Here is a 25,527-nt window from a genome sequence, read left to right as displayed (position 1 = left end):
TCAAATAGTAATAGAAAAACACGGTGGTAAGATTGGCTGTAATTCCACAGTTGGGGAAGATACAATTTTTATGATCGTGATTCCTAGATAAAATCTCCCTTTTCTTTTGGAAGTAAATATATTGATGATTTTCGGGAATGGGGAATAGGGGAGATGGAGAGATAAGTAATAGGGAATAAGGAACAAGCACAAAATATTCATTCCGTTAGTTGTATCACATTAACCTGGAATCTGCTGTTTCTTTTTTTCTGTAGTCTACCTTTGTAAAAAACCGCTATAAGTACAAATAAGCAGACCACTATTACAGCTAATTTCATTTAAGTTATACCAATTCACTCTAAGGATGTCACAAATAATTTCAAACTGTAAATGTCAAATAATTGCCTGAAACTTTTGTTTTGTGAGAGTTTTTAGCCTATCAAATCTGGCATTCTCAATTCTGAATTATCAATTGAGTGAAACGGTATTAGCTACAGTTGTTGCAGGTAATATGCCTACACCACAAAAGTTTTATTATTAGTGTCTATACCTCATATACCTACAATCAATTAACAATTACATCAAGGAACAATTATCACTATGAATGAATTAAAAATTACACTTCTAGGTCCTAGTGCTGTTGGTAAAACAAGCCTATTAACTTCAATGTACGAACAATTTAAAAGAATAAGTTTTCAGGCAAATCTCCAACTAATTCCAGAAGCAGAAAGTAATGCTATTCTCAAAAAACGCCTGAAGGAATTAAAAAGTCTGACAGAAACTTTTAAAGTACAACCTGGAGCAGGTATTCCTGGTTCTTCAGAAGTTCGCTCTTTTATCTTTGACTTAGCTGAACAGGATAAAAAACCATTTTTAAGACTAAATTTTTATGACTATCCAGGAGGTTTTATTTCTGATAAAGCTAGTCCTAACGAAAAAAGATTTGTGAGAGAATTAATGAATGATGCTGCTGCGGTTGTAATTGCTATTGATACCCCAGCATTAATGATGTCTAAGGGGAAATTTAATGAATATGTCAATAAACCAAAGCAAATAACAGCAATGTTCAAAGAAGCTTATAAAGATATTCAGGAACCTCGCTTAGTAATATTTGCTCCAGTTAAATGTGAGATGGAAATGAGAAAAGGAGAGAGAGCAGCTAAACAATTATTAGAAAGAATAAAAAAAGAATATGCCGACCTACTCAATTTTTTATCTTCTCCGACTTTAAATTCTCAAGTTGCCATAGCTATTACTCCAGTGCAAACTTTGGGCTGTGTAGTTTGTACAATGATTGAAGAACCAAGAAAGGATTATTTACCAACTTTTGGATTTAGGAAAATTAGTCGTAATGCAGAATATAATCCCCAAGATAACGACCAACCTTTACGTTATTTATTAAGATTTTTGTTGAAGATGCACCATGAGAAACGCACCCATAAATTTTTACAAGTTGTTATGAATTGGATTGGTTTAGATGCTCATATTAAAAATGCACTAATTCAGTTTTCTAAGGGGTGTAAAAATACTAAGGGTTTTGCAGTATTGCAGGGTAGAGATTTATTGTGATTTATGAGTGAAGTTTTGTTGGTATATAGTTAAGTGTTTCGCTGCGCAAACATGTCGCGCAGCATTCCGTCAGGAAAACCTGGAGCGTGGCGTCAGCCGTATCGCAAAAATTATAATGAAGATCGCGATTAACTATTATATGCTATATATGGTATCTCTGCGTAAGTCCTGAAGTAATTAATAATTAATAATTAAGTACCTACAAGCAATTAATAGTGGTTCTTGTCCAATACTACCATTCAACTGTTTATTCACAGTCAAATGTAAATGCTATAATATTATATTATATCAAATCCGGATAATTACAATATCTAAGCCATTGCGACTGAAAGAGAATGGAAGAAAGCAATTCCCTTGGGTTTAGGAGATTGTTTCCCTTTGGTCGCAATTGAATTCTGTTAAACCGGATTTTATATTAGTCTGAAATAATCCGACTTCTTGTCATTTATGGCTTGAAATTATACCACAATAAATATGAGTATTAAGAAGAATCCCAAAAATTCCCGTAATCGTCAAATTGGAAGTGCTTTATTAATTTTGGCAGCTGTGTTATTAGCAGTATACGCATTCATGCCACGTCGCAAACCGCCTCGTGTTCCTTATAGTGTATTTATTCAACAAGTAGAAAACGGACAAGTAGTAGGAGTACAAATAGATAACGAACAAATTTTATATCGCCTCAAAGGAGAAGAAAATAAACCCGGACCTTTACTTGCTACTACCACAATAAATGACCCTCAACTACTTAAACGTTTAGAAGATAATAAAATTATATTTCAAGCAGCACCCCCTCAAAGTCGTTGGCTTGCTGTTCTTTTAAATTGGGTAATTCCTCCCATTATATTAGTAGCAGCATTTCAGTTTTTTATGAATCGTGGACCCCAAGGTTCTCTGTCAATGAGCAAGAGTAAAGCTAAAGTTTATATAGAGGGAGAATCAGAAAAAATTACCTTTGCTGATATCGCAGGAGTAGAAGAAGCAAAGACAGAATTAACTGAAATTGTAGACTTCTTAAAATCGCCACAACGCTTCACTGAAATTGGTGCTAGAATACCCAAAGGTTTGTTATTAGTAGGACCTCCTGGAACAGGTAAAACTTTATTAGCAAAAGCAGTTGCTGGAGAAGCAGGAGTAGCATTTTTTAGTATTTCTGGTTCAGAATTTGTAGAACTATTTGTAGGTACTGGTGCTGCTAGAGTTCGCGATTTATTTCAACAGGCAAAAAAGAAAGCTCCTTGTATTATTTTTATTGATGAAATAGACGCAATTGGTAAGTCTAGAAGTAGTGGAAATTTCCAGAGTGGCAGTAATGATGAACGGGAACAAACCCTGAATCAACTGTTAACTGAAATGGATGGTTTTGGAGCAGGAGATTTAACAGTTATTGTCTTAGCAGCCACTAACAGACCCGAAGCTTTAGATGCCGCTTTGTTACGTCCGGGAAGATTTGATAGACAGGTATTAGTAGACCGTCCAGACTTAGTTGGTCGGGAAGCAATTTTAAATATTTATGCCAAAAAAGTTAAGTTAGGAGAAGATGTTGACTTGCATAAAATAGCAACCAGAACTCCTGGTTTTGGAGGAGCAGATTTAGCTAATCTGGTGAATGAAGCTGCTTTATTAGCTGCTAGAAATAAACGAGAAACTGTTGCACAAATAGACTTTTCTGAAGCTATTGAAAGAGTAGTTGCTGGTTTAGAAAAAAGAAGTCGAGTTTTGAGCGATCGCGAAAAGAAAATAGTAGCTTATCACGAAGTTGGTCATGCTTTGGTTGGTGCATTAATGCCTGGTAGTGGCAAGGTGGAAAAAATTTCAATTGTACCAAGAGGAATGGCAGCTTTAGGGTATACTTTGCAGTTACCAACTGAGGATAGATTTTTAAGGGATGAAGAGGAAATTCGGGGGCAAATTGCTACTTTTCTAGGAGGTCGTGCTGCGGAGGAAATTGTATTTGGAAATATTACCACTGGAGCTTCGGGAGATTTACAAAAAGCTACTGATTTTGCCGAACAAATGGTAACAACTTATGGTATGAGTAAAGTATTAGGACCATTAGCTTATGAACGGCGTAGTCAAGGTGGATTTTTAGGTAATGAAGGAGTTAATCCCCGTCGTTTAGTTAGTGAAAAAACTGCTGAAGCAATAGATAATGAAGTTAAAGAAATTGTAGAAAAAGCTCATCAGCAAGCTTTAGATATTTTGAATCATAATCGGAATTTGTTGGAAAATATTTCTCAGCAAATTTTAGAAAGAGAAGTGATAGAAGGAGAGGACTTATATGAGTTCTTAAAAGAGGTGCGATCGCCTTGGGATAAAAATCTTTAGATTTCTGTAATGAAGACCTATCCCCTGAACCCTCCTATCCTTTAGGAAAGGAAACCCCAAGCCTCTTCCTTCGTATGCAAGGGAAGAGGCTTGGAGGATTAGGTTTTTAACCTACATTCTCAAGCTAGACACATTACTATTGGACCGACACGCCTAAAATGTTGCAATAGATAGGGGCCAGTTCCACATTAAATTAATAAGTTTTAACCTGAAACCAAATGAACCCGCCCTTGCCCCCCAGATGATCTAATGCAATCTAATCCACAAAATTAGCTGTTTCGGTCCACGACAAAGTATAAATAAGTATTTATCCAAACTTGGTATTAAACAAATAAACCCGACTTATTCCTGAAACCGAGACACAAAAAACATGGCCAACTGAATAATCACGGACTTTAGTCAATAGAGTCCGTGATTTGAATTACTGCTAGATCAAAAATGAGGTAGATATTATAGTTATATAAGGAATCCCAGAATCTATTGAATGTCAAAATTAAACTGAAGTAAGGAGAACTATTATGGCTACAAATTCCAAAAACTCTGAGAATATAAACTACACTAACGGACTATCAACAAATAAATTATGCCACAAAATTGGGATGAGCATGATGTCCATACTGCTAATATTATTAGCAGCTAAAATTCCCACAAGATATATTACGACAATTTCTACATTGGAAGTTCCTAACCAAAACCAATTCTTAGAGTCGCAATCGAATGAACTCGAATATATTGTGGCACAGATGAGTCCTCCTAGTAGATAATATCAAATCCGGTAGCATCAGTGTAATTAGATGGGGAGATGGGGAGATGGGGAGATGGGGAAATCGAGAAATATTTGGTAATGGTTGAAGATGGAACATTTTTTTATACCGAATTAAACAGATTTGAGATAATTCTAAAGAGCCTAAGTTAGATAGGCATTAAAATTTGTTGCTATGTAATAATATGTAAATATTATTTCAACTCAACTCTTTGTGAGAAATGTCATTTTTTTACAAAATTCCACTCATAACTATATCTTTAAATTTAGGAACTTGTGGACTTTATATCCCACCAGCTTTCTCACAACTACAACCAGATAGCACCTTCGGACAAGAAAATTCAGTAGTCACACCAAACATAAATATCAAAGAAGTAGAAAGCGATCGCATAGACGGTGGTGCCCAAAGAGGAGCAAACCTATTCCACAGTTTTCAAGAATTCAACATTCAACAGGGACGAGGAGTTTACTTTACTAACCCTGATGGAGTTGTAAATATCCTGACTCGCATCACAGGAAATAACACCTCTAATATATTAGGAACTCTAGGCGTACTAGGAAATGCAAACCTATTTTTCCTCAACCCCAACGGCATAATTTTTGGACCAGAAGCTCAATTAGATATTCAAGGTTCCTTTTATGGATCTACTGCCGATAGCATCTTATTTAAAAATGGATTTGAATTTGCTACTTCAGATACTCAAGCACTCCCACTACTGACAGTTAATGTTCCCATTGGGTTAAGATTGCCAAAAAATCCAGGTAGTATTCTGGTTGAAGGGCGAGGTCATAACTTAAGTTTCGATTCGAGCACCTTTTCTTATATCAGAGACAACCGAAATGTAGGACTGGAGGTTGCACCTGGTGCAACCTTGGCTCTTATTGGAGGAAACATTTCTTTAAGAGGAGGAAACCTTACCTCAGAAGGAGGAGTAATTGAACTAAGGAGTGTTCATAGTGGTGTGGTAGGAATCACTGATACTTCCAATATCCTCAACTATGACCAAATCTCTATATTCGGTAGCATTCAACTATCTCAAGCTAGCTCTCTAGATGTCAGTGGAAATGGAGCAGGAAAATTTACAATTCAAGGTAGGCGTATTGAAGTACAGAATGGTTCAAGAATTTTAACGAACACCTTGGGGTCAGAGGATGGCGACATATCAAGTATTAGAGCATCTGAGTCCATTGAATTGGTGGGAACAACTCCCGACGGTGAAATTCTTAGTGGCATTACGGTAGAGGTAGCCGCAGGAGCAACAGGTAAAGGCGGAAATTTAACAATAGAGACAAAAAGTTTATACCTTAGAGAAAAAGGCGAGATAATTGTTGGTACATTAGGTGAGGGAACAGGGGGTAATTTAACTATATCTGCTACCGATGTAGAACTGGTAGGAGGTTCTGGTGATTCATTTACTCGGAACACGATTATAAACGGTATCGTAAAGTTGGGAGGGGAAGGAAATGGAGGGAATCTCAGGCTTGAGACAGAAAATTTACGTCTTATAGATGGAGCACAGATCACCACTAGCACTTTTGGTCAGGGAAATGGAGGGGATTTAACTATCTTTGCTAAAGACATAGAACTTATTGGGGAGTCTGCGGATCAATTCAGCAGTGGTTTATTTGCTAACACATTAGAGATAGGAAATGGAGGGACCTTAAACATTAATACAAACAGTTTACGAGTTCAAGATGGAGCACAGATCGCCACTAGCACTTTTGGTCAAGGAGATGGAAGAGATTTAACTATCTCTGCTAGAGATATAGAACTGATTGGGACTACTGCTGATGCTCAATTTCCTAGTGGCTTATTTGCTTCAGTTCAGGATATAGGGGAAGGAAATGGAGGGAGTATAAGTATCAAGACAGAAAATTTACGAGTTGAAGATGGAGCTAAAATAGGTGTAGATGTTTTAGGTAAGGGAAAAGGAGGAGAGTTAACTATCTCTGCCACTAATATAGAACTAATTGGAGTTGCTGCTGACGATCAAAGAGTCAGTGAAATAACAGCAGCAGTACAAAAAGAAGCAATAGGCAATGGAGGAAACATAACACTGAACACAACAAACCTACAAATTGACAACGGGGCGCGAATAACAGCCAGCACATCTGGTCAAGGAAACGCAGGAGATATAACCATCTCAGCAAAAAAACTAGAACTCACAGAAACCTCTGCTAACGGTACACCCAGCAGACTAACTACAGCAGCAGACTCCACGGCAACAGGAGCGGGAGGAACACTAAGCATCAATACCGAAACTCTCAATCTCCGCAACCAAGCCGAAATTACAGTCAGCTCTGCCACCCAACAACCCGCAGGCAATCTAGAAGTCAACACCAACAACATCCTCATCGAAAACCAAGCTAGTCTCAATGCCGAAACCACAGCAGGCCAAGGCAGTATCACCATCAACAACAATAAAGACCTCATCCTCCGCAACAACAGCAATATTACCACCAACGCCACCGGCACCGCCACTGGAGGCAACATCAACATCAACACCGAAAACCTAGTTGCTTTGGAAAACAGCGATATCACCGCTAACGCCGAACAAGCATTGGGTGGCACCATCAACATCACTGCCACAGGGATATTTGGTACAGAATTCCGTCCCCAACAAACAAACCAAAGCGACATCACTGCCACTTCAGAACTTGGAGCCTCATTTAGTGGCCAAGTCAATATCAACACCCCAGACGTAGATCCTAGTGATGGACTCGTTGAATTTGACCACACCATCCAAGACATTTCCGCTCTCATCAACCAAAACTCCTGCCGAAAAGGAGAAGGCAGCCAATTCAGTATAACTGGCAAAGGCGGTTTACCACCAAACCCTACAGATCCCCTCACCCCCAACACCCTCTGGCAAGATGAACAAACCCCAAACACTCCTCCACAAACCATCATCTCATCAGACCAAGAATTTATCGAAGCACAAGGTTGGATATCTACACCCCAAGGGATTCAACTGATAACCAATCCGAACACTGCCACACCCGCACGCCCCTGGTTAATACCACCCAACTGCGAACAATTAGACGCTCAACAACCCCAACCATATCTACTCGCCAGCAGTAATGGAACTATTCCCACCCCAACTTCCGAACCCCTAAAAGTAACAATTCAACAATTCAACTTCACTGGCAACACCAAATTTAGCAACGAAGAGCTACAACAACAACTCACACCATACCTCAACAGACCGATCACCTTTGCCCAACTCATAGCAGCACGCACCACCATCACACAATATTACACCGAAAACAATTACATCACATCAGGAGCATTCATCCCGACCCAAATTATATCGGAAAAGGGTACTGTTACTCTCCAAGTAGTAGAAGGAAGAGTCAGTGAAATCAACGTGAATATCCAAGGCAGATTAAACAAAAATTATATCAAAAGTAGATTAGAAAAAGCAACCACCGCTCCCCTTAACCAAGAAAAGCTATTTTCTGCCCTACAATTATTACAACTAGACCCCAATATCAAAATCATATCTGCCGAACTTTCAGCAGGAGTCCGCCTAGATACAAATATATTAGACGTAGAAGTAGTAACAGCTAACCCCTGGCAAATAGCAACCATTAGTAATAACGGCAGGGCACCAAGTGTGGGTACATTTCGGCGAGGAGTAAAAGTAGGTTATGGAAATATTACAGGTTTGGGTGACAGTTTGAATACTCTCTACACTAATACTGATGGCAGCGATATGGTAGAAGTATCTTATTCTATTCCCGTCAACTCCAGTAATGGTCATATCGAACTATTTTACCGCCATAGAGATAATGAAGTAATAGAATCACCATTTGAAAGACTGGATATTGAGTCAATTTCTAATACTTACAAATTATCATTTCGTCAACCAATAGTGCAAACGCCACGACAAAACTTAAGTTTGGGGTTATCTGCAACAAGGCGAGATAGTCAAACATCAATATTAGGCACAAATTTTCCATTATCAAAAGGAGCTGATGATAATGGAGAAACGAAATTATCAATTTTGCAGTTTTTCCAAGATTATCAACTACGGGAAAAAAATCAGGTGTTGGCATTTAATTCTCAGTTTAATGTGGGGTTGGGAATATTGGATGCAACGGTGAATAGTAATGAACCGGATAGTAGGTTTTTCTATTGGCGTGGCCAGGGACAATGGGTGCGAGAGTTGGCAGAAAATACTTTGTTGGTGGTAGGAGCAGACGTGCAGTTATCTCCATCAGATTTGGTGCCGTTAGAAAGGTTTGGTTTGGGGGGGTATCGGAGTGTGAGAGCTTATCGCCAGGATACTCGTTTGACGGATAATGGAGCCTTGGGAACGGTGGAGTTGCGGTTGCCAGTGCCGTGGATATCAGGAGAGAATAGATTATTTCAGGTAGTGCCGTTTATTGATGGGGGGGTAGCATGGAATAGTAATGGTGAAGAGGTGGAGAGAACTAATGGTTTGGCGGCAGTGGGAGTGGGGTTGCAACTGAGTTTGTGGGATAAGGTGAATATTCGCTTGGATTATGGAATTCCGTTGGTGGATGTGGACTCGCGAGATAAAACTGCTCAGGAGGAGGGGTTTTATTTTTCTATTTCTGCTTCTCCTTTTTCTTTTTGAGGGGGTTTTCGTCCGACAGACATATAATGTAATGATAATTCGATCCTGAGTAAGAACTTCCAGGATGTCATTTGGGTTAATACCATTTCTTGATGAAGCGACAGTTAATATATATAGCTGATATTATATTCGGTATAACAGTTATAATTAAGCTTGTAGTTTGGCTTTAGCCCATCAAATATTTATTTATCTTATATTAAGTCTCATTAATTACCATTAGCCATAATAAAAATGTTTTTATATTTCAAATTATATCAAATCCGCTTAATTCGGTATAAAAAAATGTTCCATCTTCAGCTATTGCTAAATATGCACGCTTATTTCCCCATCTCCCCACACTCCCCACCCAGACCACACTCTTTATCTAATTACATCGATGCTACCGGATTTGATATTATATCATGTCCGGATAATTAGTGATAAAAAAGTTTTTGTTTGTAGTAGGGCTTTAGCCCGATAAATACCTATCTTAGGGCTAAAGCCCTACTACGAGCTTTAATTATCACTGTTCAACCGGACATGATATTACTCCCTATTGGCTATTCCCTAAAATTTTCATCGCAGGTATTCAAAGAGACATTATAGTTGTGCTAAAGCCCAACTACAAACAAAACTTTATTATAACTAATTATATAAACATTATATGAGTCGAGAAGTCAGGTAAGTTTCTGTATAACTAATAATTTGTGATGGAAATAGACTGAATATGAAGATAATAAAATTCCTTGCCATTGCCCTATTAAGTTTTTATTTCACCCTGGGAATTAATATTTTATCTCCCGTTTTAGCACAATCTTCTGCTTCTAATTTAGTTCAGCAAGGAATTCAATTATTAGAACAAGGAAAAGCTGAAGCCGCATTAGAAATTTGGCAAGAAGCAGAAGTTATTTATCGCCAAAATAAGAATCAAATTGGTATTATTGGCACTAAAATTAATCAAGCTCAAGCTTTAACTAGTTTGGGTTTTTATCGACGATCTTGTAATACTGCGCTACAAGCATTTGGCAATGATTTAGAATGCGATCGCTTAACTATAAATGACTTAGAAAATATTCTGCCAAAGTTTCAAACATCAAATACTCGCCTAAATTTTCAGGGGCTACAAAGTTTGGGAAATGGATTGCGGGCGATCGGGAAATTAGAGCTATCTCAACAAGTATTAGAAGCAAGTTTTACCTTGGCAGATTCTAACAATACTAAAGCTCGATTGTTGCTGAATTTAGGTAATAATATTCTTTCTCAAGCCAAAGGTATTGCTAATATTAATCCCAGAAGAAGAAAAGAGGAAGAAGCACTTCAACTTCTAGTCGAGCAAGGTTTATCTAATTATCAAGAAGCTGCAACTATTTCTGCTGAACAATTAGTTCAAATTCAGGCAACTATTAATCATCTTAGTTTGTTGCTTAAATCTAGGCAGTGGTCTGAAGAACCTAGCTATAAGTGGTCTAAAAAGAGTCGCAAGAATTTGCTGCAATCGTATGTGCAATTTCAGATTAATAATTTACCTAAAATTATTCAAACTCTAAATCAAATTAATCCTACTCCTGACTCAATTAAAGCAACAATTAAATTAGCAGAAATTTTTATTGATTTTGAGCAAATAAGTTCCAAATCAACTTTAGCTCAACTTCAGACTAATTTCGCCGAATTGACTCCACCCAAAAAACTACTAAATCAGGCAATTCAGCAAGCAGAAATTATCGATAATTATCGTTTACAAGCTTATGGAATTGGCAGAAAAGGAAAATTGATTCAACAAAATGGAGAACTGGAAAATGCACTTGAATTGACAAATAAAGCCTTGGCAATCGCTCAAAAAGTATCTGCTTCTGATATTGCTTATCAATTCCAAGAACAATTAGGAGATATTTTCATTCAGCAAGGAAACACCTCAGAAGCACTCTTAGCTTACAAATCTGCTTTTAATACTCTCCAAGTTTTACGAAGGAATTTAGTAGCTTTAAATCGAGATATTCAGTTTGACTTTCGTGCTAGTGTTGAACCCTTATATAGAAAATTAGTGGCGTTACTACTCCAACCTGAACTAGGCTCAAATCAACCCAGTTTGGCAAATATTAAAGCTGCTCGTGAGGTAATTGAATCTCTACAATTGGCAGAATTGGATAACTTTTTCCAAGATGCTTGTGTTAATGCTGAGGATATTAATATTGATGAAATTGATGAGAATGCAGCCGTTATTTATCCAATTTTATTGGAGGATCGATTAAGTGTCATTGTCAAGTTGCCTGGTAGTGATAATTTTCGTTATACTACAGTGAGTAAGAGTAACTTTGAAGCCCAATTTAACAAAAACCTATTCCTACTCAGAGTGAACATTACAGCTCGAAGACCAATCAATCAAGTCAAGTCCCACTCAAGTCAACTTTATCAGTGGTTAATCAAACCTTTTGAAACAGACTTGGAAACAAATCTAGAACACAATACGAGTCAAATCAAAACCTTAGTTTTTGTCTTGGATGGATTACTTAGAAATATCCCCATGTCCGTTTTGTATGATAGTGAACGGGAGCGATATCTAGTAGAACGATATGCAATAGCTGTTGCTCCGGGTTTACAATTAGTTGATCCAAAACCCTTATTAAAAGAGCAGCTACGAGTATTAAGTGCAGGAACAGATAAACAAGCACCAAGTTATGCAGTCGAAGGCTATGCTCCTTTACCTAATGTTCAACAGGAACTAGAGGAAATTAAAAATCTTTTACCACAGTCTGAGCAATTAGCAGATGAAAATTTCACGAAAATAAATATTCAAGACAAAATTAATTCTGCGCCCTTTAGCATAGTCCATATAGCAACTCATGGACAATTTAGTTCTAATCCTAATGATACCTTCATTTTAGGATGGGATGAACGTATTAATGTAAGAGATTTAGATCAACTTCTCCAGAGTGAGAATTTGCAGCGATCAGATCGAGCGATAGAATTATTAATTTTAAGTGCTTGCCAGACGGCATTTGGAGATACACGAGCAGCATTGGGTTTAGCTGGAGTTTCGATTCGAGCTGGCGCTCAGAGTGTTTTAGGGAGTTTGTGGAGGGTAAGTGATGCCTCTACAGCAGAATTAATGAAACAGTTTTATCAACAATTATTGCAGTCTGATAGTTCACAACTAAAAAAAGCAGAAGCACTACGTCAAGTTCAAATTAAGTTCATTAAGGGAGAAATTGATCTGAATTTTAATTACAATATACCCTATCATTGGTCATCATTTATTATTGTTGGTAATTGGTTATAGTTATACAATTTTTCACATTTACCCCATAAATCGTCATATTCTTCATCGCCGATGAAAAGATCAACACCACTTGTAGCAGAAGTGTCGGGGTTGCACATTAAAGAATGATAATAGATTTTCAACTGTACATATATTGAGGAAATAGTTATCTAAAAATATGTATTTTCGGGTTTTATTATTCCTAATTGGTGCAACGCCGAATTGTCTGGTTCTCCAAAAATATCAATATATTATTGGAGCCAGTCGTCTCATTTTTTTACTTATAATTCTTTTACTGATATTTCTAATTCTTCTACTAATTCTTTTAGTTCTAATTGTTCATGGAAGGATAAGCTTTCTGATTCTTCATCAAGTGAATTTTCTTCTTCGGATAAGAAGCTTTCTACTTCGTCCAATAATTCATCTAATTCTTCTAAAATCATTGTTTTTTGTGTCCGTAAACTATTTGTTGACATTGGAAATTTTTCTACTTCTGATTGTTCATGGGACACAAAGCTTTCTGATTCTTCTTTTTCGCCAAGCTGACCAGGTTTAGTGTCCCTTGTCAAGGAGCACTTCTCCCACACAAATGTTTCCAGTCCCACATCAGTGAGTTTCTTGAATGAGGAATTCACAGTTTGTTTGTCAATGTGTTTTTTGGCTGTTGTTGTAATTGCGATTATTTGCTTTTTCATGTTTTTGGTTTCTTGTGTTTGAACTCTATGTCCTAATAATCACACTTTTTTTTGGTGATATTTGTAATATGTGAGGAAAATTACAGTGATATTTCGGTTGTTTTTGAGTAATTTAAATACTAAAAGTACTTACGTATAACCACTATATACGTCAGAGGTTAAAAGCTATTAACCCCTAAAAATTCTGTAAAATTTCATATTTTGGATAATTCCTGACCAATACCAATTCCCAAAAGTAATGCTATAATTGGGTAATACTTCATTTATTAAGTAACTAGCATAGGACAAATCATATTTTTGCTAATTTGAGGAAAATTTACATTTTGTTACATAGCAGCTAATTTGAATATTTATCTATTTTACACCAAAGTGAACTAAATCACTATAGTATAAATACTTACGCGCTACTGATTTTTATGCTACTTTTAATATTACAAATTGAAGTATGAAATGTGGGTTACTGGTGTAGTCCAAGTCTACCTTTGTGAAAACTGCTATAATTTCCTACTCCTGACTCTTTATTCAAAATATTTCTTCAGTAATTTTTTACAAAAAAAAGAGTAGGGATATGACAGCGATATATCCCTACTTTCAAATAAATTAAATAATTTTAAGGCAAGCTAAAAGCTAATTGCTGAATTCCAATCGCAATCCTATTTAAACGCACCAGAAACAGATAATACTTCAGACTCAGAAATTCTGGGGAAAAAAGCTCATTTAGCAAATAGTTGAGGATTAGCCTTAGCAAAAGTATATGATTGACATACCTGAGTATTTACTGCCACTGTCTTTGCATCATACATCCGAGTTCCCATCTATGGAATGAACGCATTAATGTTAGAGATCTAGATCGACTACTTCAGAGTGATAATTTGCAGCGATCAGATCGAGCGATAGAATTATTAATTTTGAGTGCTTGTGAAACAGCATTGGGAGATACACGAGCAGCATTGGGTTTAGCTAGAGTTTCCATTCGAGCTGGCGCTCAGAGTGTTTTAGGGAGTTTGTGGAGGGTAAGTGATGCCTCTACAGCAGAATTAATGAAACAGTTTTATCAACAATTATTGCTCTCTAATAGTTCACAACTAAAAAAAGCAGAAGCACTACGTCAAGTTCAAATTAAGTTTATTAAGGGAGAAATTGATCCGAATTTGAATTACAATATACCCTATCATTGGTCATCATTTATTATTGTTGGTAATTAGTTATAGTTAGGGGTTGCTGAAAAAGTCTTATATCATGTCCGGTTTAATAGTTATAATTATAGCTGGTAGTAGAACTTTATACCTAAGTATAGATACTTCATGGGCTAAAGCTCTACTACAAACCTGAAGGTGGTGACAAGCAAGCTCAAAAGCTTATCCCAAAAGCTTTTTGTCGAATCTCCGTCCAGAAAAAATTAGCAGTTGGGATAGGTCATTAATGTAGTGATTGGCAATCGCGCCGCCTTAATTCTCTATTTTATCATTAATCTTTTGAATTCCGAGCGCAATAGCAGATAGCATCTTTCAGAATAATATTAGATAAAACACTTATAAATTAATAATTATAGGTAGTTATTTGCCCCTTCATGCCTCACCAAAAACGATAAACGAAAAACCACAATCTATAACCTTATCTGGTGCTGAAGTGAAGCAGACAAATTTCGAGGTATCAGTTTCTACAATTCCAACTGATATGTTAAACGTAGATTGAGGAGCTCCCTTAATTGTACATACAGCTGTTGGTTGACCCACAAATGGGGTGTCGAACTCTATCAAATAAGCACCTTTGCTCAATCTACGGCAATTGAAACCTTCACCCCACATCTTATTACCCTGTGAATCGACTGAACCATGGATATACTGAGTTTGGCCACCAGATTGATTTACCAAAATTGTCATAACTAACTCCCATTTATATTTGCCACACCTACTCTACAAGGTAAACTCTAGAAGCTTTGAATCTTGATAAAAAACTTTATAGAAACAAGTTCTAAAGATGAATTTTAGCTCCAACCGAGGTTGAACAATTTAGGATGAAAAAAAAATAGTAGAGACGTTCAATCTCACGCCCCTACTTTGAATCAATTAAAACTAATATTTTTCAACTAACCTCTAAAAGCTAATTGTTAAAAGTTTATCTCTATTCTATTTAAACACACCAGAAACAGATAATACTTCAGACTCAGGAATTCTGGGTAAGAAAGGTCGTTCAGCAAATAGTTGAGGATTAGCCTTAGCAAAAGTGTATGATTGACGTACCTGTGTATTTACTGCCACTGTCTTTGCATCATACATCCGAGTTGCCATCTTAGGATATAAACCAATTCCGATAATCAAAGCTAGGAAACAAGCAGCGATCGCCACTTCTCTTGGTTTAGCATCTGTATAAACAGCTTTCGCAGGTAAAACACAATTAGTACCGAAGCAAACAGCCTCATCTAGAATTTCATTTTCATAAGGAGTATCTTTGAGGATACAAGCTGGCGCTTGACCAGTACTATAGAACATTTGACGCAACATGGAGAGTAGATAGATAGGAGTCAATATCAGACCTACTGCTGCTAAGAATACTGTGACTGTACGGAAAGTAGAGCTGTAAACATCACTGCTACTCACACCTACAAATACCATAAGTTCGCTAGCAAAACCGCTCATTCCAGGAAGAGCTAAGGATGCCATTGCACTAACTGTAAATAGAGCAAATATTTTTGGCATTACTTGACCAAGACCACCCATTTCGTCTAATGATAAAGTGTGGAGGCGATCATAAGTTACCCCTGCGAGGAAGAACAACACTGCAGCAATTAAACCGTGAGAAATCATCTGTAGTAAAGCTCCACTTACTCCTAAGTCAGTAAAGGAAGCAATACCTAGTAACACAAAACCCATGTGAGCAACAGAAGAGTAAGCCAAACGGCGCTTCATGTTAGATTGACCGAAAGAGTTTAAGCCACCGTAAACAATATTAACAACACCAAGAATAGCTAGAACAGGAGCAAAGTAAACATGGGCATCAGAGAGCATTTCTAAGTTAAGGCGAATTAATCCATATCCACCCATTTTCAACAATACACCAGCAAGAATCATTGAGACAGGTGCGGAAGCTTCGCCGTGAGCATCAGGTAGCCATGTATGTAGAGGGAAAACAGCTAACTTAACACCAAAGGTAATAAGTAATCCTGCGTACATTAGAAGTTCAAAAGCTAGTGAATAATCTTTCATACCTAGCTCTACCATGTCAAAGGTAATATTGCCGCCACCGTAGAGGGCCATTCCCAAAGCTGCTACCAGAATAAATATAGAAGCGGCTGCTGTGTAGAGTAAGAATTTTGTTGCAGCGTAGCGACGCTTTTTACCACCCCAGATTGAGATGAGTAGGTACACAGGAACCAATTCTAGCTCCCACATAATGAAAAGTAACATTAGGTCTTGAGCAACAAACACTCCTATCTGGGCAGAGTAGAGGACCAGCATCAAGAAATAAAAAAGACGTGGTTTGTAGTTTACTTGCCACGCCGCGAATATTGAGAGTGTTGTTACTAGGCCAGCTAAGAGTACCAATGGCATAGATAGACCGTCTACTGATACTGCCCAACTTAAACCTATTTGAGGGAGCCAAGCATATTTTTCTACAAGTTGAAAACCAGAGTCACTGGCATTGTAGTTGTTCCAGAAGGCGTAGCACATTAAGGCAAAGTCTGCGATACCTACGCCAAGGGCATACCATCTCATGGTTTTTCCGTCTTTATCGGGTATGAGGGGTATAAGTAGGGCTGCCAGAAGGGGCAGTAGGACTATAGTGGTGAGCCAGGGAAATTGAGTTGCCATCATAACAGTGAGAACAAATACTTACCTTTGTTTTTTTTCATATTACTAAATTGTGTAAATCTTTGTAAAGATATTTATAAATATGTATATTAAATGACAGTATAAGCTAAACTTATAGTGACCAGATTATCTATTCTTTCTCAGTTGGGCCTATAGCGCTACGCGAATGTTCCCAAAGATAACATTCCGATCTTTTCCTTTGTAATGGGAACTGGATTTATAGCGTTCTTATGAGGGAAAATTCATGGTAAACACGCACTTTTATGAAGATTATGTAAAGTTTTCTAGGCACTTTTATGAAGATTCCATGAAGTTATGAATTAACTCTTGCTATTCAAATAATGGCTGTGTCAGTATATCTACAGATAGCAAAAGATTAACTAAAAACTATACCCTATTTATCTAATAACTCACAGAAAATTAAACCAGCAAATAATCATTACTAGAAGGAGATAATCATGATCGTCAATCAAGTAGGCAACAAAAATGCAATCAACAACTTTTTACGGTCGTAGACCGTAAAAAGTTTATCTTTCGCCACATCCCTAACTCTTGCTATTCTGGGCATGGGTTTTAATAAAGTTGCTCAAGCTGCCACTTTCAACATTACTCCCTTAGATTTTGGAGATGGGTTTGTCGCTACAGGAACAATTACAACTGATGATACAATTGGTGCCCTAACTGCAGATAACCTAACATCCTGGAATATTATGGTGACTGATGGTATCGGTGCTAGTGGATTTACTTTCACTGAAACTAACTCTAGGTTGATTGGTAACTCAAAAGGGATATCAACTGATGGAAATCAATTAAATGTTGCTTTTCCTAATGGTGTTTTGCAATTTAACAGTCTGACGGGGAATCCGGCTTTTGCAGACTATACTATTACTTTAGCCCGTTTTGATTTGGGACGAAACTCGGCTAGCTATAGTAATTCCATTGATTTTGTTAATCCATCGATAGATGGATTAGCTGATTCTGCTACTTATGTAGCAGGAGAATTAGCATCAACACTTCCACCGACAGCAACAACCCCCGAACCTACTACCCTTTTTGCTTTAGCAATGGTAGGCGGTAGCTTATTGTTAACTAAGCGAGTAAAATAGGCGTTTAGTTATCTGAAAAAGTATAGTATAGATACAGTGTTTTTGCTGATTGATGAACCACATAATCACAACCAAAACCTTGTAGGGATGTTGTATGCAACGTCCCTACTTTGGTCTACCGTCCAGGAAAAACGTCGCTCGATATTTGTTGGGTTTCCCAAGCTCAAACCAACCTACGAAATGGCAGTTTTTGATCTGCAAACTTTAAAACAGCAGGAGGACGCGCTCCATAACTAGGATTATAACCTTCCTCAACTAACCGCTCTTGGAAGCGAGACGTTACATGCAACGTTCCTACTGTGGTCTACTTAAAGGAAAACCATTATCAATTATCCATTATCCATTATCCATTAATATTGTTCATCCTCATAAAAACGATAGAAAAGATGCTCATTTTTAAAACCATGTCTATCTACAACATGATGAATTAAGCCACGATCAATTAATAATTGACCAGTATAAATTGCTTCATTCAAATCCATTTTTTGAGTCCGCATTAACCACTTTACTGCCTCAGAACCAACAAAACATTTTGAGTAGACATCCCACCGATGTTGGCGGTTTTTAATTGATACTCCATTAGGACCCCGCATTTCCTCAACTAAGGTATCTATATCTAGATTTTTGTTAATTTGATAGTTGATATAATTTTTAGTTAATACTTTTGTATCATCATCTTCTTCTATGTCTAACTGAGAAACATTATTTTCCCAGTTAAATTTGACACTATCAGGATAATAAAGTTCTACTTGAGGAGGAGAATTTTTCTGCATCCAAGTCTCAATCATCTGCTCTATTTCAGGGGATTTTAAATGCAAATCTCTTTGAGGAAAAGGAATTTCAATTTTATATCTTCGTAGACTTGCTTCAATGCGATAATTTAACTCACTTTTGATTTGAGATTGTTTCCGTGGTTCTCTAGTCCAAATCAACAAATCAAAATTTAGAGAACTATCACCAAATTCTTGAAACCAAAGTTGTGGGGAGGGATGTAATAATACTTCAGGATGACTTTTTGCGACTTCTAAAATAGCTTTCCGAACTAACTTAATGTTGGAACCATAAGCAACACCTATTGGTATTTTCATTCGAGAAATAGGGTTGCCATGACTCCAATTTAAAACTTCATTTTCTAGAAATCGAGAGTTAGGAACAATTAAAGAAACTTTGTCTAAAGTCGTAATGTGAGTGCTACGCAAACCTATTTTTTCAACAACACCTACTAAATCTCCTACTTGAATAAAATCACCTATTTGAACCGGTCGCTCAAACACCAGAATAATACCACTCATAAAGTTATTAGCAATATTCTGGAGACCAAAACCGATACCTACACCAAGAACACTAGCAATAATCGCTAAAGAACTAATATCTATACCCCAAAATTGTAGGATAATTAGTATGCCAAAAAAAATTAATCCATATCTAGTTAAGAAACTGATTGTATCTTGAACGCTTCGGTCTGCTCCTGTTAAACTAATAATTTTAGTTCTAAAGATTTTAATAAAGTACCCAACTCCTTTCCACATTCCGATGGTTAATCCAATCAAGGTAACCACATCAACAATGGAAAGACCTTTGTTGCCTAAATTAAAAATAGGAGAAGTAAAACTATTACCTAAAATCTCTAATAGTAGATTACGATAGTCACGAGTAAATGGTATTATATAGGTAATATAAAGAATGATAGCTATCCACACTATTATTCTGATACAAATTGCCATGAATGGCAAAATTTTTGGTAAATAGTTGACAATCTGAGGATATTTTTCCTCGCAAATTTTGTTAATTTTTAATTCTAGCCATCTTAAAAATAATTCTAGGACTAAAGCTGCTAGAATTAAAATAATACTGATTAATAATACTTTCAATAGATTGCGAGGCTGACTCTCTTGTTTTGCTAATTTAAAACCTTCTTCAATGGTGTCTTTCCATATAATTGCCTGCTCTTCTCTATCCATTCTTCCTTTGACATCTTCAGAAGTTATAGTCACTAGATAATTATTATTAATACGCAGAATTATCTGCTGGTTTTGCTTATCTATATTGACCTCTATAGATTCACCTGATCTGAAGATATTTTCTAACTTTGAACTGATAATTCCTGCTCGTTCAGTAGCGGTCAAATTTGCTCCATTATGACCTGCTACTTCAAACAAGTTTTTACCATTAAGTGTTACTGGAGCTGTTTCTAAATAATTATCAGTGGCTTGTACCCAGGCTGGTACTATGAAAAAGAGTAAAGGTATTAAACAAGCAATGATTAATATTTTGACAATTTGTCTTGTAGCTGTTTTTCGCCTTGTGGAAAGAGTCAAGAGATTATTTTTTGCCAAAGAGCGACTACCTAGTTTACCTCTTGCTACTTTTCTAAACTTTTGCCACAAATATTCATGCCACATAGTTACCCTCGAAAACTGAATTATGAATGTTTAATTATCAACTACTTATGTGGAAAAACTCACGTACTAAATTTACTGATTTTTTAGCACTATCTTTTACTGCTATAATTTTTTTATCCTACCATAAACTTTAAGATAATTCAGAATAATGAAACCATTACTAAAGCAAACTCGATCTTTTATTCTTAAATCCCGAGGAATTATTAATAAGAGTTTAGTGTTTGGCAAAGTTCTAGATAATAGAGTTTTGATCGGAACTCACCACAAAACTGGAACTGTTTGGATGGGGAATATTTTCAATTCTATTGCCTCCTTCTATGACTTAAAAATTTCTGCAAATAGAGGCAACAAATCTCTTATATCTCCATCCAGTAACTTTGATATTTTTCTTCAATATCATTCGTTTTTTGATTTTGATAATATTTCTAATTACAAAGGGTTACATATTATCAGAGACCCTAGAGATATAGTTGTTTCTGGTTGTTTTTATCATACGAAATCATCAGAAAAATGGTTACATATTAAGAGAGAAGAATTTGCAGGCTTGACTTATCAGGAAAAAGTAAATTCTTATTCATCTTTTGACGATAAGTTAATCTTTGAAATGGAGCATTCATCTAAGAATGTAATTCAAGACATGAAATCTTGGAACTATGATAATCCTCACTTTATTGAGATTAAATATGAGGATTTAATTCAAGATGTTAATCTAAATTTATTCAGGGAAATTTTCCGGTTTCTAGGATTCAATGAAAGAATTTTTCCTCGTCTATTAAAAATTGCCTACAGGAAAAGTTTGTTTTCTGGGCAAGTCCAAAATAGAAAGCATATAAGGTCAGGGAAAAAGCAGCAGTGGAAAGAATATTTTAAGCCAATTCATGAAGAAAGATTTGTAGATCTATTTGATGATGTTTTAATTAAACTGAATTATGAGAAAACTCAGACAGGCTGGCTTGATAGATAATCAAAATATTTCAAACACAATTGACTTTAAAAGTTAGAGTTTACACTTATTATATGTAACTTATTATAATCAATATATTGATTACCAATGGATAATTGAGAATTAATCAATCCGGTTTAAAGTCTCTTCTAAGATAATAGATGATTGATAATTATGCTCAAAAATAATTATCCATTGTTCATTATCAATTGTTAAAGATGTAATTATCCATTATCCATGGATTAACTTTTCCCTTATTGATAATAATTTAATGACTCAAAAATTTATGAACTAAATTTGCTAATTTTTGATGACTATCTTTTACTGCTAATTTTTCTGCTCCTAAAGCCATCTTTTTCAACTTTTCTGATGATTTTAATAACTCCAAAACTTCAATCTGGAGTTTTTCTTCAGTTAATTCTGCCTGAGTAAAAACTAAGGCAGAATTCTGATTAGAAAAAACTTCAGCATTATAAGCTTGATGATTATCAGCAGCATAAGGGTAAGGAATTAAAATTGATGGTGTATGAGTAACTGCTAATTCTGTTAAACTACCCGCACCCGCACGACTAATTACCAAATTAGCCCGCTGAAATAAACCAGCCATATTATTATAAAATGTCATGGGAAAATACTGAGGATGCTCTACACTAAAAGCATCTGGATCATTTTCCCCTGTTTGATGAATAATCCAAGCTCCAGTTTCTACCCATGCTGGAATACATTTTCTCACTAATTGGTTAACTGCCACTGCTCCTTGAGAACCTCCAACAACTGCAATTACAGGAACATTTTCTGGAATAGGCAAATCCAAAGATTGAGGAGACAAAAATTCTTCTCTTACAGGAGTACCAACATATACAGTCTTCCCAGAAGGGAGATATTTTGCCCCTTCTTCAAATCCCACTGCTACAACATTACATAAACGACCAAACCAGCGCGTCACCTTCCCTGGTAAAACATTAGATTCGTGGAGAATAACTGGTAAACCCAGGGAACGAGCTGCAATAATCGCCGGAGCCGCAATATAACCCCCTGTCGTAAACAATCCTTGAAATTGGCCCCGCTTAAGTATCTGTCTTACCTGTAGGATAGAGCCAATAAGTCCACTTAAAATCTTGAAGGTTCCCAGGCCCAATTTCTGCTGAAAGCCTTCAACTGATATAGTATGGAGAGGATACTGGGATGGGACTAACTTAGTTTCTAGACGGTTAGGAACTCCTAGCCATTCGATGTCATAATCCTTTAATTGGTTAGCAGTGGCGATCGCTGGAAATAAATGTCCCCCTGTGCCACTTGCTGCGATTAACAATTTAATTGGTGTATTGGTCAAGATTTCTGTCTCCCTGGTATAACAAGAAAGTGAGTCAAAAGTTGAAATTTAAAAGTTAAAAGCAAGATAAATTGATAATTTCTGTATTGTAATTTATTTGACTTTGAGTTTTGCAAAAATAGGGCAAAGGGTGAAAGTCCTCCTTTTTTCAGTTATGCTTTATAAACATCTAATGAGGCTGGTTCTCATAACCAGCAAATTTTCAACTAACAACTTTTATAAGTTAAAAATGATTATTTCTCAAATCCTATTTCGTCCGCAAAGCAAATTTTTGATGAAATTTAAGCAATTATCAAAAAAATTATCTAGTTCATTATTACTGGGTTTAACTGTTTTTTCAGGAGTAGTTTTATCTCCTAATTTGACTCTAGCTCAAGGTAGATATCAAACACCTGAAGAACTGACAGATCTATTGAAAAAAATTGATCGAGCTGCCAGTCGTCAAGACTTAGAAGATGTCATGGATTTTTATAGTAATGATTTTACTAATTCTGATGGTTTAAATCGGGAAAGTTTAGAAGCAGCTTTGGCTAATTTTTGGCAACTCTATAAATCAGTTAAATATCGGACAAAAGTTAAATCTTGGGAAACCGATGGTGATGCTATTGTGGCGGAAACTATCACTTATATTACTGGTGTCCAAGAAATGAAAGATAGAGATATAACTTTAAAATCTACTATTACTTCTAAGCAGCGTTATGAAGATGAAAAAATTGTTGAACAAGAAATTTTAGCCGAGCAGAATCAACTAACATCAGGAAAAAAACCACCTATTGTTAATGTTAATTTGCCAGCAGATGTAGAAGTAGGTGAAAAGTATAATTTTGATGTGATTGTTGAAGAGCCTTTGGGCGAAGAAATTATGTTAGGAACTGCTTTGGCAGAACCCATTAATGAAGATTCTTATAATTTTGAACCGGCTAATTTTAAATTAGATGTATTGTCTTCTGGGGGAATTTTTAAAATTGGTGAGGCTCCAGAAAATTCTGAGGATAAATGGTTATCAGCAGTTTTAATGCGAAAAGGAGGTATTACTATTAGTACCTATCGTTTACGAGTTATTGCAGAATAGAAGGAAGAAGCAAGAAGCAAGAAGCAAGAAGTAAAATAGATAAGTCTATAGATTAATACAGTTCAGTTAAGAATTTTTTTTAGCAGTTCTGTAATCTGAAGAAGTTTATCTCATAGTTCTATACCTTATGAGTTTGGTAGTCCTGTAAATGTAGTGATTTATTATGGAGGCAGGCAACAACCAATAGGCAACAGGCAACAGAAAATATATCTAGATTCTTAGTTTTAGAGGAATAGTATTTGCTTGCCCACTTAATTTTTTTGAGAATATCACCACTTGTACACCACTACCATCAATGTTAGTCTTAATCTGAATCGTATTCTAGTATAAGTAAGAAAGATATAATACCTTTGTCAAAAATCAGAAAAAACAACAAGATTTTATAAGAGTAAAAATGATTTCTATTGAAGATAAAATAGTTTTAATTACAGGTGCTAGTAGTGGCATTGGAGAATCTTGTGGAAAGATATTTGCTCAATCAGGAGCTAAATTAATTTTAATTGCTCGTCGCCAAGAAAAACTAGAAAAACTTGCTGAAGAATTAACTAAAAAATTTCAGAGTAAAGTTTATTTATTACAGTTAGATGTACGCGATCGCCTAGCAGTTGAATCAGCAATAAATTCTTTACCTGAACCTTGGAAAGATATTGATATTTTGATTAATAATGCTGGTTTAAGTAGAGGTTTAAATAAACTCCATCTCGGCGACTTCAGTGATTGGGAAGAAATGATAGATACTAATGTTAAAGGATTGCTATATATGACTCGTTATGTGGTACCAGGAATGGTTAGTCGAGGTCGAGGCCATGTAGTTAATATTGGTTCTATAGCTGGTCGTGGGGCATATCCTGGAGGTAATGTTTATTGTGCTTCTAAAGCTGCTGTTAGGGCAATTTCTGAGGGGTTAAAACAGGATTTATTAGGAACTCCAGTCCGAGTAACTGAAATTCAACCAGGTTTAGTAGAAACAGAATTTAGTGAAGTTAGGTTTCATGGGGATACAGAAAAGGCTAAGAATGTTTACAAAGACTTGACACCTTTAACAGCAGATGATATATCCGACTTAGTATTTTTCTGTGTGACGCGATCGCCCCATGTCAATATTAGTGAACTATTAGTAGTCCCGACAGATCAAGCTAATGCAACAATGGTTCATCGACATAATACAAAGAAAACAGAAGAGAAAAATTCAGTCGATTATTTCCGGGATTAATGCAGAAATATAGGAAAGAGAAAAGGTAGATGCACCCTGATGGATAACCTCCGCCGTTATTGGTGGAGGTTTTTTTTTGCTTCAAAACAGTAACTGGAAAATTAAGTCGATTATTTCCGGGATTAATGCAGAAGTATGGGAAAGAGAAAAGGTAGATGCACCCTGATGGATAACCTCCGCCGTTATTGGTGGAGGTTTTTTTTTGCTTCAAAACAGTAACTGGAAAATTAAGTCGATTATTTCCGGGATTAATGCAGAAGTATGGGAAAGAGAAAAGGTAGATGCACCCTGATGAATAACCTCCGCCGTTATTGGTGGAGGTTTTTTTTTGCTTCAAAACAGTAACTGGAAAATTAAGTCGATTATTTCCGGGATTAATGCAGAAGTATGGGAAAGAGAAAAGGTAGATGCACCCTGATGAATAACCTCCGCCGTTATTGGTGGAGGTTTTTTTTTGCTTCAAAACAGTAACTGGA

The 25,527-nt window shown here is 36.3% G+C and carries 16 protein-coding genes; 10 read left to right on the top strand and 6 right to left on the bottom strand.

Annotated features, from left to right (window positions below; genetic code table 11):
* The first annotated feature begins 579 nt into the window (after positions 1 to 579).
* From ACP6PL_RS13070 to ACP6PL_RS13050, 5 genes are all read left to right on the top strand, one after another.
* Entirely contained in the window at positions 580 to 1,548 is a 969-nt protein-coding gene (locus tag ACP6PL_RS13070) for a TRAFAC clade GTPase domain-containing protein (RefSeq protein WP_426545699.1), read from the top strand.
* Positions 1,549 to 2,022: 474 nt separating this feature from the next.
* A complete protein-coding gene (gene ftsH, locus ACP6PL_RS13065; RefSeq protein WP_426545698.1) occupies positions 2,023 to 3,873 on the top strand; it encodes an ATP-dependent zinc metalloprotease FtsH in 1,851 nt (616 codons plus the stop codon).
* Between the two features lie 518 nt (positions 3,874 to 4,391).
* Positions 4,392 to 4,637 (top strand): hypothetical protein, encoded by a 246-nt coding sequence (locus ACP6PL_RS13060; protein WP_426545697.1) that lies wholly within the window; start codon positions 4,392 to 4,394, stop codon positions 4,635 to 4,637.
* Between the two features lie 220 nt (positions 4,638 to 4,857).
* Entirely contained in the window at positions 4,858 to 9,240 is a 4,383-nt protein-coding gene (locus ACP6PL_RS13055) for a two-partner secretion domain-containing protein (RefSeq protein ID WP_426545696.1), read from the top strand.
* A gap of 706 nt (positions 9,241 to 9,946) precedes the next feature.
* Entirely contained in the window at positions 9,947 to 12,496 is a 2,550-nt protein-coding gene (locus tag ACP6PL_RS13050; protein WP_426545695.1) for a CHAT domain-containing protein, read from the top strand.
* Positions 12,497 to 12,756: 260 nt separating this feature from the next.
* On the opposite strand, the gene ACP6PL_RS13045 is transcribed toward ACP6PL_RS13050, so the two are convergent.
* On the bottom strand, positions 12,757 to 13,170 hold the full coding sequence (locus ACP6PL_RS13045) for a hypothetical protein (RefSeq protein ID WP_426545694.1): 414 nt from the start codon (positions 13,168 to 13,170) through the stop codon (positions 12,757 to 12,759).
* Between the two features lie 758 nt (positions 13,171 to 13,928).
* Here ACP6PL_RS13045 and ACP6PL_RS13040 point away from each other — a divergent pair.
* The gene (locus ACP6PL_RS13040) at positions 13,929 to 14,375 is read left to right on the top strand and encodes a CHAT domain-containing protein (RefSeq protein ID WP_426545693.1); all 447 of its coding nucleotides are present in this window, start codon (positions 13,929 to 13,931) and stop codon (positions 14,373 to 14,375) included.
* Positions 14,376 to 14,738: 363 nt separating this feature from the next.
* On the opposite strand, the gene ACP6PL_RS13035 is transcribed toward ACP6PL_RS13040, so the two are convergent.
* Together ACP6PL_RS13035 and ACP6PL_RS13030 are read right to left on the bottom strand one after the other, a co-directional pair.
* Complete coding sequence (locus ACP6PL_RS13035; RefSeq protein WP_426545692.1) at positions 14,739 to 15,053, bottom strand: hypothetical protein; 315 nt, start codon at positions 15,051 to 15,053, stop codon at positions 14,739 to 14,741.
* Between the two features lie 246 nt (positions 15,054 to 15,299).
* A complete protein-coding gene (locus ACP6PL_RS13030) occupies positions 15,300 to 16,985 on the bottom strand; it encodes an NAD(P)H-quinone oxidoreductase subunit 4 (RefSeq protein ID WP_426545691.1) in 1,686 nt (561 codons plus the stop codon).
* Between the two features lie 563 nt (positions 16,986 to 17,548).
* On the opposite strand from ACP6PL_RS13030, the gene ACP6PL_RS13025 reads away from it, so the two are divergent.
* Positions 17,549 to 18,088 carry a PEP-CTERM sorting domain-containing protein gene (locus tag ACP6PL_RS13025; protein ID WP_426545690.1) on the top strand — a complete coding sequence of 180 codons (540 nt, stop codon included), beginning with the start codon at positions 17,549 to 17,551 and terminating at the stop codon, positions 18,086 to 18,088.
* A gap of 163 nt (positions 18,089 to 18,251) precedes the next feature.
* On the opposite strand, the gene ACP6PL_RS13020 is transcribed toward ACP6PL_RS13025, so the two are convergent.
* Positions 18,252 to 18,377, bottom strand: a complete 126-nt coding sequence (locus ACP6PL_RS13020) for a hypothetical protein (protein WP_426545689.1) — start codon at positions 18,375 to 18,377, stop codon at positions 18,252 to 18,254.
* A gap of 61 nt (positions 18,378 to 18,438) precedes the next feature.
* Positions 18,439 to 20,490, bottom strand: coding sequence for a mechanosensitive ion channel domain-containing protein (locus tag ACP6PL_RS13015; RefSeq protein ID WP_426545688.1), 2,052 nt, complete (start codon positions 20,488 to 20,490; stop codon positions 18,439 to 18,441).
* Between the two features lie 148 nt (positions 20,491 to 20,638).
* Here ACP6PL_RS13015 and ACP6PL_RS13010 point away from each other — a divergent pair, with 148 nt between their 5' ends.
* Entirely contained in the window at positions 20,639 to 21,454 is an 816-nt protein-coding gene (locus ACP6PL_RS13010) for a sulfotransferase domain-containing protein (protein ID WP_426545687.1), read from the top strand.
* A 247-nt stretch (positions 21,455 to 21,701) separates the two neighbouring features.
* Here ACP6PL_RS13010 and murG read toward each other — a convergent pair whose 3' ends face one another.
* Positions 21,702 to 22,766 (bottom strand): undecaprenyldiphospho-muramoylpentapeptide beta-N-acetylglucosaminyltransferase, encoded by a 1,065-nt coding sequence (gene murG, locus ACP6PL_RS13005; protein ID WP_426545686.1) that lies wholly within the window; start codon positions 22,764 to 22,766, stop codon positions 21,702 to 21,704.
* 229 nt (positions 22,767 to 22,995) lie between these two features.
* Here murG and ACP6PL_RS13000 point away from each other — a divergent pair, with 229 nt between their 5' ends.
* Together ACP6PL_RS13000 and ACP6PL_RS12995 are read left to right on the top strand one after the other, a co-directional pair.
* Positions 22,996 to 23,838 (top strand): Cif family virulence factor, encoded by an 843-nt coding sequence (locus ACP6PL_RS13000; RefSeq protein WP_426545685.1) that lies wholly within the window; start codon positions 22,996 to 22,998, stop codon positions 23,836 to 23,838.
* Positions 23,839 to 24,232: 394 nt separating this feature from the next.
* Positions 24,233 to 25,051: an SDR family oxidoreductase gene (locus ACP6PL_RS12995; protein WP_426545684.1), complete on the top strand. Its 819-nt coding sequence runs from the start codon at positions 24,233 to 24,235 to the stop codon at positions 25,049 to 25,051.
* The last annotated feature ends 476 nt before the right edge of the window (positions 25,052 to 25,527 follow it).

The sequence above is a fragment of the Dapis purpurea BLCC-M126 genome, from assembly GCF_050015975.1.
Lineage (GTDB): Bacteria > Cyanobacteriota > Cyanobacteriia > Cyanobacteriales > Microcoleaceae > Trichodesmium.
The sequence above is the reverse complement of the archived record's forward strand: the minus strand, read 5'-3'. Positions and strand labels throughout refer to the sequence as shown.

What these genes read in the sequence shown, in the direction of transcription:
- ACP6PL_RS13070 (WP_426545699.1), top strand. Translation starts at nt 580, where the DNA reads ATGAATGAATTAAAAATTACACTTCTAGGTCCTAGTGCTGTTGGTAAA.
- ftsH (WP_426545698.1), top strand. Translation starts at nt 2,023, where the DNA reads ATGAGTATTAAGAAGAATCCCAAAAATTCCCGTAATCGTCAAATTGGA.
- ACP6PL_RS13060 (WP_426545697.1), top strand. Translation starts at nt 4,392, where the DNA reads ATGGCTACAAATTCCAAAAACTCTGAGAATATAAACTACACTAACGGA.
- ACP6PL_RS13055 (WP_426545696.1), top strand. Translation starts at nt 4,858, where the DNA reads ATGTCATTTTTTTACAAAATTCCACTCATAACTATATCTTTAAATTTA.
- ACP6PL_RS13050 (WP_426545695.1), top strand. Translation starts at nt 9,947, where the DNA reads ATGAAGATAATAAAATTCCTTGCCATTGCCCTATTAAGTTTTTATTTC.
- ACP6PL_RS13045 (WP_426545694.1), bottom strand. Translation starts at nt 13,170, where the DNA reads ATGAAAAAGCAAATAATCGCAATTACAACAACAGCCAAAAAACACATT.
- ACP6PL_RS13035 (WP_426545692.1), bottom strand. Translation starts at nt 15,053, where the DNA reads ATGACAATTTTGGTAAATCAATCTGGTGGCCAAACTCAGTATATCCAT.
- ACP6PL_RS13030 (WP_426545691.1), bottom strand. Translation starts at nt 16,985, where the DNA reads ATGATGGCAACTCAATTTCCCTGGCTCACCACTATAGTCCTACTGCCC.
- ACP6PL_RS13025 (WP_426545690.1), top strand. Translation starts at nt 17,549, where the DNA reads ATGGGTTTTAATAAAGTTGCTCAAGCTGCCACTTTCAACATTACTCCC.
- ACP6PL_RS13015 (WP_426545688.1), bottom strand. Translation starts at nt 20,490, where the DNA reads ATGTGGCATGAATATTTGTGGCAAAAGTTTAGAAAAGTAGCAAGAGGT.
- ACP6PL_RS13010 (WP_426545687.1), top strand. Translation starts at nt 20,639, where the DNA reads ATGAAACCATTACTAAAGCAAACTCGATCTTTTATTCTTAAATCCCGA.
- ACP6PL_RS13000 (WP_426545685.1), top strand. Translation starts at nt 22,996, where the DNA reads ATGATTATTTCTCAAATCCTATTTCGTCCGCAAAGCAAATTTTTGATG.
- ACP6PL_RS12995 (WP_426545684.1), top strand. Translation starts at nt 24,233, where the DNA reads ATGATTTCTATTGAAGATAAAATAGTTTTAATTACAGGTGCTAGTAGT.